At 43.3% G+C, this 15,380-nt stretch carries 13 protein-coding genes; 5 read left to right on the plus strand and 8 right to left on the minus strand.

All coding sequences use genetic code 11. The features are described from left to right. Window positions 1-130: 130 nt before the first annotated feature. The 3 genes from QUA57_RS13630 to QUA57_RS13640 all read right to left on the minus strand — a co-directional run bounded on the left by QUA57_RS13630 (window position 131) and on the right by QUA57_RS13640 (window position 4,149). Window positions 131-271 (minus strand): hypothetical protein, encoded by a 141-nt coding sequence (locus QUA57_RS13630; RefSeq protein WP_333061547.1) that lies wholly within the window; start codon window positions 269-271, stop codon window positions 131-133. Beyond that, window positions 241-2,523, minus strand: coding sequence for an NACHT C-terminal alpha/beta 1 domain-containing protein (locus tag QUA57_RS13635; protein WP_333061546.1), 2,283 nt, complete (start codon window positions 2,521-2,523; stop codon window positions 241-243). Before QUA57_RS13635 ends, QUA57_RS13630 begins: the two co-directional genes overlap by 31 nt. 69 nt (window positions 2,524-2,592) lie before the next feature. Continuing rightward, the gene (locus QUA57_RS13640) at window positions 2,593-4,149 is read right to left on the minus strand and encodes an NACHT domain-containing protein (RefSeq protein WP_333061545.1); all 1,557 of its coding nucleotides are present in this window, start codon (window positions 4,147-4,149) and stop codon (window positions 2,593-2,595) included. A 365-nt stretch (window positions 4,150-4,514) separates the two neighbouring features. Here QUA57_RS13640 and QUA57_RS13645 point away from each other — a divergent pair, with 365 nt between their 5' ends. From QUA57_RS13645 to QUA57_RS13660, 4 genes are all read left to right on the plus strand, one after another. Beyond that, window positions 4,515-4,787, plus strand: coding sequence for a hypothetical protein (locus QUA57_RS13645; protein WP_333061543.1), 273 nt, complete (start codon window positions 4,515-4,517; stop codon window positions 4,785-4,787). Window positions 4,788-4,808: 21 nt separating this feature from the next. Continuing rightward, window positions 4,809-5,342 (plus strand): DUF2726 domain-containing protein, encoded by a 534-nt coding sequence (locus QUA57_RS13650; RefSeq protein ID WP_333061542.1) that lies wholly within the window; start codon window positions 4,809-4,811, stop codon window positions 5,340-5,342. A 535-nt stretch (window positions 5,343-5,877) separates the two neighbouring features. Next, window positions 5,878-7,341 (plus strand): ABC transporter substrate-binding protein/permease, encoded by a 1,464-nt coding sequence (locus QUA57_RS13655; RefSeq protein WP_333061540.1) that lies wholly within the window; start codon window positions 5,878-5,880, stop codon window positions 7,339-7,341. Continuing rightward, window positions 7,307-8,056 carry an amino acid ABC transporter ATP-binding protein gene (locus QUA57_RS13660; protein WP_333061538.1) on the plus strand — a complete coding sequence of 250 codons (750 nt, stop codon included), beginning with the start codon at window positions 7,307-7,309 and terminating at the stop codon, window positions 8,054-8,056. Before QUA57_RS13655 ends, QUA57_RS13660 begins: the two co-directional genes overlap by 35 nt. 159 nt (window positions 8,057-8,215) lie before the next feature. Here QUA57_RS13660 and QUA57_RS13665 read toward each other — a convergent pair whose 3' ends face one another. From QUA57_RS13665 to QUA57_RS13680, 4 genes are all read right to left on the minus strand, one after another. Beyond that, entirely contained in the window at window positions 8,216-8,941 is a 726-nt protein-coding gene (locus QUA57_RS13665) for a hypothetical protein (protein ID WP_333061536.1), read from the minus strand. 18 nt (window positions 8,942-8,959) lie between these two features. Further along, window positions 8,960-10,267, minus strand: coding sequence for a glutathionylspermidine synthase family protein (locus QUA57_RS13670; RefSeq protein WP_333061535.1), 1,308 nt, complete (start codon window positions 10,265-10,267; stop codon window positions 8,960-8,962). A gap of 62 nt (window positions 10,268-10,329) precedes the next feature. Next, on the minus strand, window positions 10,330-10,983 hold the full coding sequence (locus tag QUA57_RS13675; RefSeq protein ID WP_333061533.1) for a DUF1190 domain-containing protein: 654 nt from the start codon (window positions 10,981-10,983) through the stop codon (window positions 10,330-10,332). A gap of 214 nt (window positions 10,984-11,197) precedes the next feature. Further along, entirely contained in the window at window positions 11,198-12,259 is a 1,062-nt protein-coding gene (locus QUA57_RS13680) for a UPF0104 family protein (RefSeq protein WP_333061532.1), read from the minus strand. 385 nt (window positions 12,260-12,644) lie between these two features. On the opposite strand from QUA57_RS13680, the gene QUA57_RS13685 reads away from it, so the two are divergent. Next, complete coding sequence (locus QUA57_RS13685; RefSeq protein WP_333061530.1) at window positions 12,645-14,690, plus strand: S8 family serine peptidase; 2,046 nt, start codon at window positions 12,645-12,647, stop codon at window positions 14,688-14,690. Between the two features lie 138 nt (window positions 14,691-14,828). Here the strand turns inward: QUA57_RS13685 and QUA57_RS13690 are convergent, their stop codons facing one another. After that, entirely contained in the window at window positions 14,829-15,308 is a 480-nt protein-coding gene (locus QUA57_RS13690; protein ID WP_333035252.1) for a hypothetical protein, read from the minus strand. Window positions 15,309-15,380 lie beyond the last annotated feature (72 nt).

The following is a 15,380-nucleotide window of genomic DNA, read 5'->3' on the forward strand; positions in this document are numbered from 1 at the left end:
AACTTATATTTAACTCTGCTTGAATATATCGATCGCTCCTGCTCTTGGTTGGCGATCGATTATTCAGCAAGCCCTATCTACTCTCGATCGTAGCGGAAATTCTCCTACTCTGTTTTAGCGGACGATTCTCTTAATTCAGAGAAAGATGAAGAAATGTTTCGATCGAGTTGGATTTGGGGGTGTGAGTGCGATCGCGGCTGAGTTGGTGAAAAAGCGATCGCCTTCTGCCAAAATCAAAATTCAAGCCTCCAAAATCGATCGATGCAGCCATTTCAAAACTGCATCGATGAGATTCGGATGGTTAGGAGAAATGCGTTTTACATTGTCGCATGGTCGATCGGTGATGATTGCGATCGTGCCTCCAAAAGCACTCAGTGCAGTTAGAAAAGGTTCGCTGAATTCGCGATCGATTTTAGAGTTGTAGAACACCAACGCAACTCGTTTTTCTAGGTTTCTCAAATTCAGTCGCCAATAGGCTTTGAGCAGTGGCATAGTTGTGGGTGTTCCTTCTTGTCGTTCTGGACAACCTTGCTCTACCATTTGGATATAGATATCAGTGGCAGGATTATCTGGAGGGTTAAATTCGCTACCATCAATACAAATCAGTTGTACTGCTTGATTGAGTTCTTCATTATGGGAAACCGCAGACTGAAGAACTGAAGATTGCTCAACCTTGTTGAGGAGTTGAGGAGTAGAAGAGTTCGCAATAGAGATGTTTTCAAATGCCTCTAAGTCAGTACAGGATTGTTGAACACAACAAGCGTCATAAAATTCCGTATAACTCAAGTGATTAGCACAATGCCAAAGCAGTGAATGAGCAATTATATATAAATTACCGTCCGACTTAGCAACTGCATCTTCTACATAATCCTTTAGACCAAAAACTAGCCTTTGCAGTTGTGCTTTGTGAGTAATTTTTCGTAATACTGCGACAACAAACAATTGAATTTCACTGTCTTTCAAATTGACAGTTAAGTTTACTAATTTATCAATAATCGGTTGTTTTGATAATGTTTCAATTTTAATCAAAAGTTCAATACAAATAAAGCGTAATGTATGATCTTTATTTATTTGAATAATTTCAATTAATTTATCAATAACTTCAAAATTAGTTTGTTGGATTTTGGCGAACGCAATTTCTTTGCTATTAGATAATAATTTTATAGTAAAACTATTTTGCATCAAACTTGTAAGGTTTAATTTTTCGGAATCGCTAATTAGTGAAACAAATTCAACATATTGTTTATCGATGAAATAATCTTCTATATTATTTTCTGTATCGTTACTTGTGGTTGAATTTAAATCCTCGGTTGAATTTAAATCCTCGGTTGAATTTAAATCCTCGGTTGTATTTTTATTTATATAGTTTTCTATAACTAAACTTAGAAAATCAATGAATATCTTATCTTTGCTACTCTGGTAGCCTACTCTTTTAAAACGCTCATACATTATTGTAGTTTGAGAAAAAATTTGTATTAAAAAATAGTAACAATCTTTTTTTGATTCTATCAAAAAAATAATTTTTTTAATTATTGACGGGTTCTCGAAAATTTTGGGATAGTTCGAGCTTGCCATTACTAACATTTGACCAGAAACTATAGATTCATGTCTGTCTTTTTCATTCGCAATTAATTGGATAAACCTATTAATAACTTTTACAATAAAACCTTGTGTTTCCAAATATTTAACCAAAGACATAATGATTATTTGATCTTGTGAATTATATAACAAATTAATGATTGCTTTGTTGACTTTTGAAATATCAATATCAAGTCTCTTGATTATACTGACAGCAGGAGTAATACTGATGTAATTGTCTCGATTTTGACTGATGAAATCAATCAAAGCATCCAATACTTCTTGATTGTTGACTAAAGCGTTATGATTTATGCTTAGTTTGTCTAAATGTGAAATAGCTAGCACTTGAACTGTATAATTTTGACTGTTTAAAAATGATATTAACTTACCAATAACCACTTTGTCCAAAATCTTATAATCTATTAAAACATTAACGATAGAAAAACTTTGTAATTCGTCTTGCTCATCTTCTTTCAATAAAGCATCAACTAAAAAATCAGCGGCAATTTGCTTGAAATTATCATTTTTTAAAGCTATTTTTGCCACTTCTATGGCACGTCCCTCACGATCGTCTTTTAATAATTTAGGGATTAATACTTTTAAGCATTCATGCTCCGGGTTGATTTTAAATAAAACTTCCAAAAGGCTAGATAGTTCGTAAATTTCTAAATCCGTATTATTATTGATGACTTCACTTATAATATCACAGGCTTCTTTGGAAGCGTAATATTTTAACGATTCTATGATGAATTCCTCATAACCCGGAAACAGTAATTTGTATACTGTTGTTTGTTTATTCTCATCCAAGCAAACGCAATACACCCATCCAGCAATAAATTCTATTTCGCCAGATTGACACCAGTAAACTATATTTAATGGTAGTAGCTTAAGCCGATACATATTTTTCCATTTATCTTCTTTAAAATTGGTTATTATGTCGCTCAATTCTTTCTTTATTACTGCTGAAATTTGGGAATTTTCTAACCATAATATAGCGGGTTCTAACCATTGATTTTAAAAAATTCGATAGCGCTCCATTAAAAATTGATTATCAATTACTAAAGATGCAAAATATTCCTGGAATGTAGGATGAAAGAATGCGTAAACAGCTTCATCTGCTGTTGCAGCTTCTCGATCTACTAAGTTCAGCCAACCGAGAGCCCAGGCTAATTTAAACAGCTTGTCGTCCATTTTTTGCTTAATTAAACTTAGCGGCAACCGAAATCTAGCATCGCTATCCAATCCTGCTATAGATAAACGACCGAGGGCTTGATGTAATTCTTCTTGCAAACCTGGTTGAGTAGCCCAATCAAGACCCGATTGGGCTGGTTTCCATTCGTAGAAATAGCGGACAAAGTGTTGATATAGTTCTGCTTTTGTTTCTGGTAATTCCGCTTGCTTATTCTTGTTGAATATCTGACACAGTAGAGATAACCGAAGCGGATTTGTTACCAGTTGGCGGATGCGTTCCTTTTGCGGTTCTTCCAGCTTTTTCTGTAACTCCTCTCCCCGTTGAATATTTTTTGCTTCAGCAAACCACTGCTGAATAAAATCATCTACTTGTTGTAGTTTAAATTCTTGAGTTTTGTAAGTATCAAAACCTGTAAGAGGATTGTTGACACGGGCATCCCAAACATTGGTTCGACAGGTCAAAACAACCCGCACATTACCCAACCAATCAGTAAGCTGGTTTCGGATTTCCTCTAGGGACAAACAACTATTCGCCCCTACAGCCATTTCATCGACACCATCGAGTAACAGCCACACTCCACCTTGACGCAACCGTTTTTGTAGAGATGTTTTGTGAGACTTCTCTACATCAATATCAGGATAAACCAGAGCCATAGCTTCCGGGAACCATTCTTGAAGAATATAGTCTTTCAGTGTCTTTCCTTGCAAACTTGCCAGCGCAATGCAAATCGGCAAATCTTGATTATTTTCCTGAATGTGAGTGGCGATTTTATCTAACAGCGTTGTCTTTCCTGCTCCTGGTTCGCCCACAATAGCAATATGCTTATTTTTTCCAGTAGGGTTTTGTCCAATAACATCAGTCATGAATTCATCATGTTCGTAAATTTGAGTAATGACTTCTTGTTCTAACTGATGCACCAATTCCATAGGCACATTGCCACTGCGACGCTGCTGCTGTTTTCGTTCGATTAATCCTAGTGGTACAAAAACATTGATTTCAAATCCCATTTCTGTCGCTCTCCGCCTAAAGCGTTGCTCCTCTTGCTGCTCGTGTAGCATTTCTTGGCAAACTCGCTGCCAATCAATGGCAATGTTTGGCTGTGGCTCTCGATCGGAATTATGCAAGTTAGAGTCATGTTCGGCAATAAATTTTATGGGTTCAAATTCTAATGCTTTAAGAATTGAGATGACAGTACCGCGATCGGGTGGCGTACCTCCAAGAAAGCGTTTTATGGTACTGACATTCACATGAGCTTGTTCTGCAAGGTCTTGTTGAGACCAACCTCGTTTATCTGGATTTAGTGGCTTCTCCAATTCAGCCATCCGTTGACGAACTTTATCCAAACCTGCGCCATCAATCCGAACACTGCGAGATGCCATAGTTTGACTCATTCCTAACAAATAAAGTGGATGAAATTGAGAATTTTGCCTCTGTTGCTTGCATAGCCCGCCAGGGGTTTAAACCCCTGGCTCATAGCGAAAGTCCTCTAAAAGAGGACTAAATGATGACCCTAAAAAGCGTTCTTCAGTCCACTTAAGTGGACAGTAGCTCTTAGCGGTGGACTTGAGTCCACGGCGGGACAACAGCACAGGCGCAAAATCTCAATCAAAACTATCCCTAGCATAGTCAGCATCAAGTTTCTTGACCAGTTCAGATCAGTTCACTTTTTTCTGAACCGTTTTGCTCTGGAGAAATCCAGTTGACTCCAATAGGCTTGAATCATTAACACTCAAAGGTTCAGCTTATGACAGTCTTTCAACTCAGCCTTTTCCCAGACGAGCCACCCACTCCCCTCGACTCCCTTAACAAAAAGAGAAGGGTAAAACTCCAATCCCAACCAACTGTAATAGAGCAATCCTGCACAACCCATAGAGCCGCACAACTGCTGGAGGTATCCACCACAACTCTCTACCGCGCTCGGAAAGAAGGCAAACCTTACCAGAAGGGCGCTTGGACTGCTACCGCTCTTGGTGCAAACGCTTGGACAGTAGTCTACAACCCCCTTAATTCCCACTAACCCTAATCGGAGATAAAACTAATGCTATACGCCTTTGACTTTGACAATTCTTTGTCTTCATTTCCGCAATTCCAAAGCGGAGAAATTATCAACGAGTTAGAAACGATCGCTATCGATATTCTAGAGATGATTTTAGGCGATCGCTTCCGTTACTGTCCCCAAGTTCCCCTAGAAATCATCTGTTCTCGTCCAGAAACTTTCACCCGTCTTCCCATTGAACTTTGGAAATTTTGGGTGAGTTCCAGAGTCGATATCGCCTTGATGGAACGCGGTTATTGTGCTAGTCGCAAAGCCAAACTGGTGATAGAATGTCAATCTCATTGGCACGATCGCCCAGAGGTGCAGGTGCGCGATCGCAAAAAAGCCCGACTCCTTGCATCTGTTGGCGTTCCCTTAGTATACCTGCGACAAATCGATCTCGATCGACGCTTCTATCGTTTCTACACTCCCAATGGACAAAAAGAAGTCTTCTACAACTCAATTACCCAACAAGGACGGAGAGAACTGGAAGCATTTTTGCAACACTATTCAACACAGTTGACAGTTGACAGTTGACTCTTAGACTATAATTTTTCTGTGTAAGTCCTGTAATTAACACAGGACTTACAGACGGCATCTATCCAAATCGAAAATCAATAATCGACAAGGGTATTACTCCCACTCGATCGTTCCCAGCGGCTTAGAAGTAATATCGCATTTTTTGCTCTGATCTACTGAATACCTTGTACCACATATAGATGGAATATGCTGGATGATTAGAAATACCGCTCGCAACTAGAACAACGGTACAAAATTGGTGGGAATTAAGCAAACAAGCTTCCCTTTCTAAATTGTTAAAAAATGTCCGCAAGGCACATTTTTTAAATATAAGTTAGTGACCCAATTATCTATCTTTGGCCCTGGACGCATTAATACCTTTATAATCGATTTTTTACTATTATTAAAGGCTAATTATGCAGTTTGTTTGTCCATCAAACCCGGTTTCTGGAAACCCGTGCGTCCAGGAGTATATCTTCCTTTACAAAGGTGACTTGATTCCGATGTGTGGTATATTTTCTGGGCGAGGGGATTTTTTAGGACAATGTTCGATATGAAACGTTTAAAATTAAAATCAATGCTGGTGGCGGCGATCGCGATCGCCTTTTGTTTAATTGCGATCGCCAGTTACGCCCAAGCCAACAAGACTTTAACACTAGCGACTTCCCCAGACTACCCGCCCTACGAATTTAAAGATACGGCTGTTAGCGGCAACGAAATCATCGGTTTTGACATCGATATTGCCAAATATATTACTAAAAAATTAGGCTACGAGCTGAAAGTAATTGGCATGGATTTTAACGGCTTAATTCCCGCTTTGCAGGCGGGAAGAGCCGATTTTGTGATGGCTGGAATGACTCCCACCGCAGAAAGGAAAAAAAATGTTGATTTTTCTAACCTTTACTACGAAGCTCAAAATACAATTGTCGCCAATAAAGGCAGCAATTTGACCAAAGCTGAAGATTTAGCCGGGAAAAAAGTAGGCGTTCAACTCGGAAGCATTCAGCAGGAAGCTGTGAAAAAAATGGCCGGGGTGCAACTGGCTCCTCTGAATAGGATTCCTGACATCATTCAAGAAATTAAATCGAACCGCCTCGCGGCGGGAGTGATCGAGGATACTGTCGCTACGGGTTATGCAGCAGCGAACCCGGACTTGGAATTTAACACAATCCCGAATACTGAAGAAAGCGGTTCGGCGATCGCCTTTCCGAAAGGTTCGAGATTAGTTCCAGAATTCAACCGAGTCCTCCAGCAAATGAAAGCCAGCGGTCAAATTAAGGAACTAGCTACTAAATGGTTTTCTCGACCAATTCCGCAAGAACCTGCTCAAGCAAATCAGCCTCCGGTAGCGCCCAAGTTCGGGTTAGATTTTGGCAAAATCGTGCCGAGTTTGCCTTATATTTTGTCCGGGATTGGGGTAACGCTAACTTTTACCTTGCTGTCGGCATTTCTCGGATTTATCTGGGGAATCGTCCTGTCTCTGTTTAAGATTTCTAGCATTAAACCGCTGTTCTGGTTTGGCACTGCTTACACCTCAATTTTTCGAGGAACGCCGCTAATTTTGCAGTTGACTTTAGTTTATTTTGCAACGCCGCAGCTTACGGGCTATAATATATCGGCGCTGCAAGCTGGCGTGATTACTTTTTTCCTGAATTCTGGGGCTTATATTTCCGAAACAATCCGCGCGGGAATTCAAGCCGTAGATAAAGGTCAAAAAGAAGCCGCAGAATCCCTTGGTGTTCCCTACAAACTGATGATGGGCGATATTATCTTGCCGCAAGCGTTGAAAAATATTTTGCCTGCATTGGTGAATGAAAGTATTGCTTTGCTGAAGGATTCAGCTTTAGTTTCAGTAATTGGCGTAGAAGACTTGCTGCGCCGCGCTACAATTGTGGGAGCAGAAAAGTATATTTACTTTGAACCTTTGATATTTGTCGGCGCAATTTATTATTTGATGGTGCTTAGTTTAACTTGGGGGGCCAATGTACTCGAACGCAGACTCCAAAGTAGCAGTTAAGGTCGATCGCCTGTATAAATCTTTTGGCAATCTTAAGGTTTTGCGCGAGATAACTACTGAGATTCATAAAGGAGAAGTGATTGCCATTATCGGCCCTTCGGGGTGCGGCAAGTCTACTTTTTTGCGGTGTTTGAATTTACTGGAAATTCCCACTTCGGGACACATATACATTGACGGAGTGGATATTACTTTGCCGAAGGCAGATATTATGAAAATCCGCCAGAAAGTAGGGATGGTTTTTCAGCATTTCCACTTGTTTCCGCACATGACTGTGCTGCAAAATGTGATGTATGCGCCTGTAAAGGTGAAGCAAATTGCTAAGGAGGAGGCGCGTCTGAAGGGGCTAGAATTGCTGGAAAAAGTGGGTTTGTCAGATAAGGCCCAGGTTTATCCTTCTAAGCTTTCGGGGGGACAAAAACAGCGGGTGGCGATCGCCCGCTGTTTGGCTATGGAACCGGAAATTTTGTTGATGGACGAACCGACTTCTGCACTCGATCCAGAAATGGTTAAAGAAGTGTTAGATGTGATGAAAGCTTTGACGAAAACGGGAATTACAATGGCAATTGTAACTCACGAGATGGGTTTTGCGCGGGAAGTCGCCCACCGGATTTTGTTTCTCGATGGCGGAAAGGTGGCGGAAGATGTGCCGCCGCAGGAGTTTTTTAGCAACCCAAAGTGCGATCGCGCCAAGCAATTTCTGGAAAAAATGCTTTAATTCATATAAGAATTAGAGTTTTTGATCGCAGAGGACACAGAGGACACAGAGAGAGTTAGAGGAGAAAGAGAAAGTTGCGGTAGGGTGCGTCAGTTTGAGATGCTCGATCGCCAGGGAAAGTATAATAATGTTGATTCGAGGATTAAGTTGGTAATTCTGTTAGAAAAAAGAGAGAATTCTTTGAATCACCTGGGTATTAAAATCTTTCGGAAAGCGGTCTCTTTCCTGAGCGTGATCGAGAAAGAAAGTCTTGGGATAATAAGCAAGACCGGCTTCCATCTCGCTAATCTTTTCTAATAAGGGTTCGATCAGATCGATTTTGTCGGGATGGCGATGTTGGATGAGAGTCGCAGCATTCCTAAAATGCCGCCCCTCATCTTGCGTGACCAAATGTCCTACGCGAGCAAAGCCGTTCCCATAGTGTTGGTAGAATTCCTTAATATCCCGGTGATAAGACCACACGGAACCCATTTCGTCAAACATTAAACCAACTAGAATGGTGAATTCGTTCTCAATCAGAAACGCGATCGGTTCGAGTTCATGCACCCGACTCTGGTTTTTTTGGTCGATCGCCTCTGGGGACAAACCTGATACCATGTGATAGACCTTACGCAGAGCAACGTAGTGCCGTAATTCGTCTTGCAGCCAAAGTTCGATCGCGCTCATGAATTCTAACGAGAACTCCGAACTGCGAGAGAGCAGATGCTCGTAGAGTGGCTGACTGTCTCCCTCAGAGAACACATCTCGGCTCAGGAGATCCATAAATCCAGCCTGAATTGTAGGCGCGACTTCGGGAATTTTCAACTCATCGGCAATAAATTCATCTACACTCCACTCACTGCTAAGAATCGGAATTCCCCGGACATCATGAGTTTGTAATTTCATAGTTTTTCTGATTAGAAGTTAAGTATTCACCAGACGATCGCTCACGATATGCGGAACAATTAAGCAATGTCGTCCGGTGATCGGATTGGTATCTCCGCGCAATACGATGCCGGAGGGAGTATCGCCGACAATCCAGGAACCTACGACGAAGTGGTAGCCAAAATATTCGGGCAAGGGTTGATAGGACTGAATAATGAATCCTTCGCGATCGTAGCCCATCGCCTCACGGGCGTGAACGGCTCCGGCAACAAAATCGCCTGTTTCAATAGAAACCCCAACACCTTCTAGACCGACGAGGGGCTTTTTCACGTGCATTTGGGTCAGTAATGCTGTGGATTCGATCGAGATAGTATCCGTGAAGAAAGTGGGTAGCAAGAATTGACCGTACACTGGGTGGCTGCCAAATAATTCCCACATCCACACCATCGCTCCTTTATTGCTTAAAATCTGTTTCCACAGCGGTTCAATGATTTTCACGTCCCCTGCTATCAGGCGCGATGCTAGGGCTTCATCTGCGTTAAAGGATTGGCTGGCGAGTTGCAAATCCAGCCAATCGATGATTTTCCACAGCCGCAATATCCGATTATTGAATTGATCGACAAAAAATCCTTCTTCATCCACGCCCAGATGGTTACGCAATCCTACAAGTTGGGTAAAAAAGCGATCGTTTCCCAATTCTTGATTAATAATTTCGACCAGTTGTCCTGCCATCTCGGTATCTTCTGACAAATGCTCGTCAATTAACAAGCTCAGACCGAATTGCTTTAAATCATAATGACGACTTAGAGTGCGGAAGCGGCCTGCAACTTCGTCCCAAAAGTTGTTGAACTGATCGGCATCGTTGGGAAGCGATCGCAAATCTCGGCTTGATTTTTTCATGTCATCTAACCACAGCCATTGATAGACTGTTTCTGCACCCAAGAGAGGAGTTTCGCCGTTGATTTCTAGAAGGCTAATTTTTTCATCTTCAGTGACGGCAAGATCGAAACGGGTATAAAGAGACATATCTTCTGCTTCGTCAACCCGATCCCACGAAACCTGAATTGCTTCCCAGAAAGCAGGGGGAATAGCGAGTTTTTTCATCCGATTTTCTAGGCCATCAGCGGTGAAAAACCAGTCCAAAAACTCCCGACACATATCCCAAAGAGCCTCAGTAGCATCCCAGATCCTCGCCTCTTCCTGGCGCGAAAACATCACCCCAAAAGGACGATTTAAAGCTTCTGCCCAGTAGCGTTGGTTGATGTCTGCAAGGGGCTGACATTGGTAGGCGTTCTCTAATACGTGCTGCTGCCAGTTGCGCCGTCGCTGAAACAAAAAGGGATACATGGATGAAGCACCTTGTTAGTGACACTGGAGAATATGAAAAAATAGAGAAAAATCGGTCTTGGTTACTTTCCTCCGCTTCCCAAAGGAGCCGTGGAACGGACTGTGCTACCAAACCTCCCTCGTCCTTTGATGGTTCCCTGAGCTGCGTGGCCTGGTGGGCGATTTGGGGTGTCGCCACTGGAGGAAAAGTAGGGAGAATCTAGCGGTACGCCCTGTAGGGGACGAGTAATCTGGGTTCTATCAGGAGTTACAATTCCGATGTTGGAGCGGTAAACGGGTTGCACTGGATAAACCGTGTAGGAGCCGCCGTTGACGCCGTTGACCACTGTTGGAGGCGCATCATCATCGACATCATCGGTGAAATAGAAGCCGCCGAACTCTGGTCGCCATCCGGGGGTAGCAGCGCTGGAATTCGATACCTGAGAGCAAATGCTTGCTGTGTCTTCTTGGCATTCTGGCTGCGTGCGATACACGGGCGTAATGCGTTCGTATTCCTGCATTGCGTACCGGAACTGAGCCTGACACTGCTCTTTGGTGAACCCGTTGCTTTGGTTCATCGCATCTACAATACATTGCTGTTCGGATTCGTAGTAGCGTACTTCGTTGCGTTGGTGCAACATGGTATAAGCAAGATAGCCTAATCCACCGATCGCCAGTACACCTGATGTGATTAGAAGGTAACGAATTGTTGTCGTTCGATTGTTGTTATGAGTCATGGCTAACCGGAGGTTAGAGTCATTATTTCAAAGAACCTGTAATGTGATGAATTGGCTGCCACTGAGATGATTGGATTTACACGGTCAGCCCAAGTTCAAGTAATTTACCTAAGTCTGTGAGTTGGCACTCCTGACTTGGATTATAGCTTTTACTACATTGCCCGATTCAGGGATTCCTCGATCGCAGCAAATTATCTTCCTCAAATATTTGATTTTAAATTCGCCTTTTTTGACTGCGCTGATTTCGCTGGCGATCGAGCTTTGCTAAAAATGCACCCGAAACATCCGCCAGAATGCTAATTATCCGATACAAAGCCACGGCACTCAAAATTATACCCGTAGAAAAGCGATCGGACAACAGGGCGATCGCCGTTGCTTCAAATACTCCCATTCCCCCCGGTGCTCCCGGTACGACTAAACCGACAACAAACGCAAAACAAAAAGCACCGAACAAGTTGGGAATATTGCTAAAGTTCACCGGAGTTAAAGCCATTACCGTTAGCAAAAAACCGCAGCCCCGCAATCCGATAAAACACATTTGTCCGATTAAGGGCACTAAAGGATAGCGTTTAATTGGCAAATTATTTTTGTGGCGCGACTTGACATTCGATCTTTTTTTAGCTAGATTGGAGCTAGACTCTACACGAAAATTCAGTCCCTCGCCTGCCACCTCCCCAGTATTTGAATTTTCCCCATTATTCTTAGATAACTTCAACCGCTCTACAAAGAGAACGATCGGATTTAAAATTCGGGGATGAATCGCCGTCAAAATAGCAGCACAACCGACAATCCGCAAAAACCAATTGAATTTTTCAAAACAAATTAACCCAATCAAAACGCCCGCAGAAGCCATCAGCAGCGGTTCCAGCAACACGCTTAGAGTAGCAGCTTTCGGAAAAATACCTGCCTTTTTCGCGTCCAATATGCGACCCCAAAAATGCCAAATATTCCCCGGCAAATACTTGGCAATATTAGTTTTGAGAAAAACTTGAATTGCCCACGCGGCAGTTACAGGTTGGCGGAATTCCCGCAAAATCAACATCCACACCCAGCCGACAAAAATTAGAGACAATAAAGTGATGCCGAGGGCGATCGCCAGCAACGGAAAACTTTCAGCTCGAATTTGGATACTCGCGACTTCTCGCCAGTGAGTTAAAAAAGCTTTGGCAATAAATAAAAACGTCCCGCCCAAAATCAAGTAGCGCAAATAAGGCTGCAGACGCGATTTCGCGAGATTTAAAAAATTCTGAATTAGATGCAAGTGTGGTTTTCCCATTTTCCGATCCCGATTTTGAATTTGGGATTAAGTTATACTGTTTTAGATTTTATATTTTAGATGGGCTAAGGCGGAATTGTGGTTGATTTACACGGCATGATATGACGGAATAAATCTGTTTAACCTGAGATGTTTCACAATTATCAAGAACGGGTTCTCCGGCCCGTTCCACAATAACTCAACATTTTTGTGGAACAGGCCGAAAATCCTGTTCCTAAACAAGTAATTGAGAATGGTGCAATACCTCAGTTTAACCTAACCTATGCAGACTTCTACAGACTGTCCGTAAGGCCCGCCTTACCGACGATTTAGGGCGTTTTTAACCACAAACTTAAATTTAAAATCTAAAATTTAGATCGATATACCTCGCTAGGAGTACATTTCTATGCCCGGCCCGAGCCCTGACGGTCTTTCCTATCTTTTAGATGATAGCCCCAATAGTTTCGCCTTGACTCCGGGCTTTTTGACTCCTTATCCTAACGGATTTTTTGCCCTCGGCGGCAACGATTTTATTGTCGGTTCGTCGGAAGCCGATCGCATCAGCGGTGATAATGGTAACGATCGCATTCTCGGCGGTGGCAATTCCGATACCCTGTTCGGGGGTGCAGACAACGATGTGCTTAACGGCGGTGTCAGCAGCGACATCCTGTTTGGCGACGGCGGCAGCGATACCTTGCAAGGAGGCAAGGGAGGAGACGCCCTCAACGGCGGCGACGGCAGCGACGTTTTAGTGGGCGATGGGGGCAAAGATACGCTGACTGGGGGTTTGGGCCCAGATACCTTTGTCCTCCGCAGCGATTCAGCAGTCTCCGATCCGGCTGCTGCAGACGTTATTACTGACTTTAACAGTTTTGTGGATTCGATCGGACTGACTGACAATCTTACCGAAGCTGACTTGATTCTCGAAGAAATCTCGATCGCCCCCGGTATTTCCAATACATTAATTAAAATTCGCCAATCCAATGCTATTTTAGGCTTGGTAGCCAACGCATCTCCACAAGACCTCGCCGATACATTCATCTCTGCAACTACCGTATTGGGCAACCAACTCAGCGAAGCTCGCGATTTAGGCATTTTGGGCGACACTCAAACGATCGCAGACTCGGTTAGCAACGCCCGGCCAGACGGCCTTTACCGCTTTACTTTGCCTGCAACTAGCGACTTTAAATTAACTGTTAGCGGTTTGACGGCTGATGTTGACGTTGCTCTAATTAAAGATCTTAACGGCGACAATTCTATTGACTTCACCGATATTATTGCTTCTTCTCAAGAATCGGATTTATCGCCGGAAGCTATCGACATCAACGGTTTAGCTGCAGGAACTTACTTTGTCCGAGTTTATCAATACCAAGGCAGTACAAATTTCTCCCTCAATCTGTCTGCAACCCCGGCCACTGTTTCTGCTAACAATGCGAGCAACTTGCAGGGTTTTGACTCTCGTTTTGGGTTCGGTTTGGTGAATGCAGCGGCGGCAGTTGCTAAAGCTCAAGGTACTGCAACTTTTCCTGATGTTCCCGATTTGGGCGGAGACGAGTGGGGCAGAGATTTAATTAAAGCTCCAGAAGTTTGGGCCCAGGGCTTGACTGGAAACGGAATTGTGGTGGCAGTTATCGACAGCGGAGTTGACTACAATCACCCGGATTTGACCGGGAATATTTGGAGTAATGCGGGGGAAACCGGTGTTGATGCGATCGGTCGCAATAAAGCTAGCAACGGGGTTGATGATGACAACAATGGCTTTGTTGACGATTTCCGAGGGTGGGATTTTGTCAATAACGATAATGACCCGATGGATGATAACAATCACGGCACTCATATATCGGGTTTAGTTGCTGCGAAAAAAGATGGAGTTGGGATTACTGGCACGGCTCCGACTGCGAAGATTATGCCTTTGAAAATACTTGATGGGGCAGGGGTGGGTAAAATTCGGGATGAAATTAATGCGATTAATTATGCGGTGGCAAATGGAGCGAAGATAATAAATGTGAGTTTGGGTGGCCTACAGTTGAATGCTCAAGAATTGGATGCGATTCGAGCGGCTGAAGCTCAAGGCGCGATCGTGATTTCGGCGGCGGGAAATGATGCTCGCCCACAAGTAGATTATCCGGCTCGGTTTGCCAATGAGGTAGGAATTGCTGTCGGTGGTGTTACCCGAAATGGCTTGTTTGGGAATTATTCTAACCGGGCAGGTGCGGAGACAATTAATTATTTTGTTGCTCCCGGCGGCGACGGTGGCACGACGGATTCTGGTGACGTTTATTCAACTGTGCCGCTTTCTCAACCGGGGATTCCCTATCGATATTTTGCGGGTACTTCAATGGGAGTGCCACAAGTATCCGGGGTGATAGCTTTGATGTTGCAAGCTAATCCGAGTCTGACTCCTGCTGATATTAAGAGGATTCTTGCGGAAACTGCGAATCGAGCGGTTTGAACTGGATGTGGTGCGATCGATCTACAATCCTCCATCTTCTACCAATTATTAAAAGTAAACCGTAGGCACACCGCAATGCCGTGTCCTACTCCCCGCGCCGGACACGCAATGTCGTGTCCCTACTTTTCATAATTGGTATTAAAAATTGGCGGCGTAAGTTAAGTCAAATTGGCGACACAGGGTGATGCAGCAGTAGCTTGGTCGATCGAATACTAACTCGTAATTCATCTGGCCATCTATTTTGGTGATCGGCTGCTTTAAAGGGATGCCCTGAATATCGTATTGGCGGCGTTCTAAGGCACTCCAGTCGATAATTTTGAAGTCGATTTGGTTCTGCAACTCAGTTGCGATCAGATATAGGTGCATCTTGTCTTCAACTTTCCCAGTCAGGGGAACTTTTATTAACACTGACTGGGTGACGAGGGGTTTTTGGTCGTTGGGATGCTTCTGGGTGTGGCAGCTTTTGAGTTCTATATCGTAAGGTTCTACCTTGAATTTCTCTCCACTTGCGATCGCAGATGAGTGCAAATCTTTCAGGCACTTTTCTAGGTGAGGAATCAGCCCTAAGTCTGGATCGCACAGCAGTTTACGAATGTTGGAGGTTTCAGTGACTGTCATTTGAGATTTTTGATGTTATTTTTTGATTCTTAACTTTTAGCTTACCGCGAAAAGCCACCCTATTGAACTATA

It is taken from the genome of Microcoleus sp. Pol7_B2 (assembly GCF_036701035.1).
Classification (GTDB): Bacteria; Cyanobacteriota; Cyanobacteriia; order Cyanobacteriales; family Microcoleaceae; genus Microcoleus.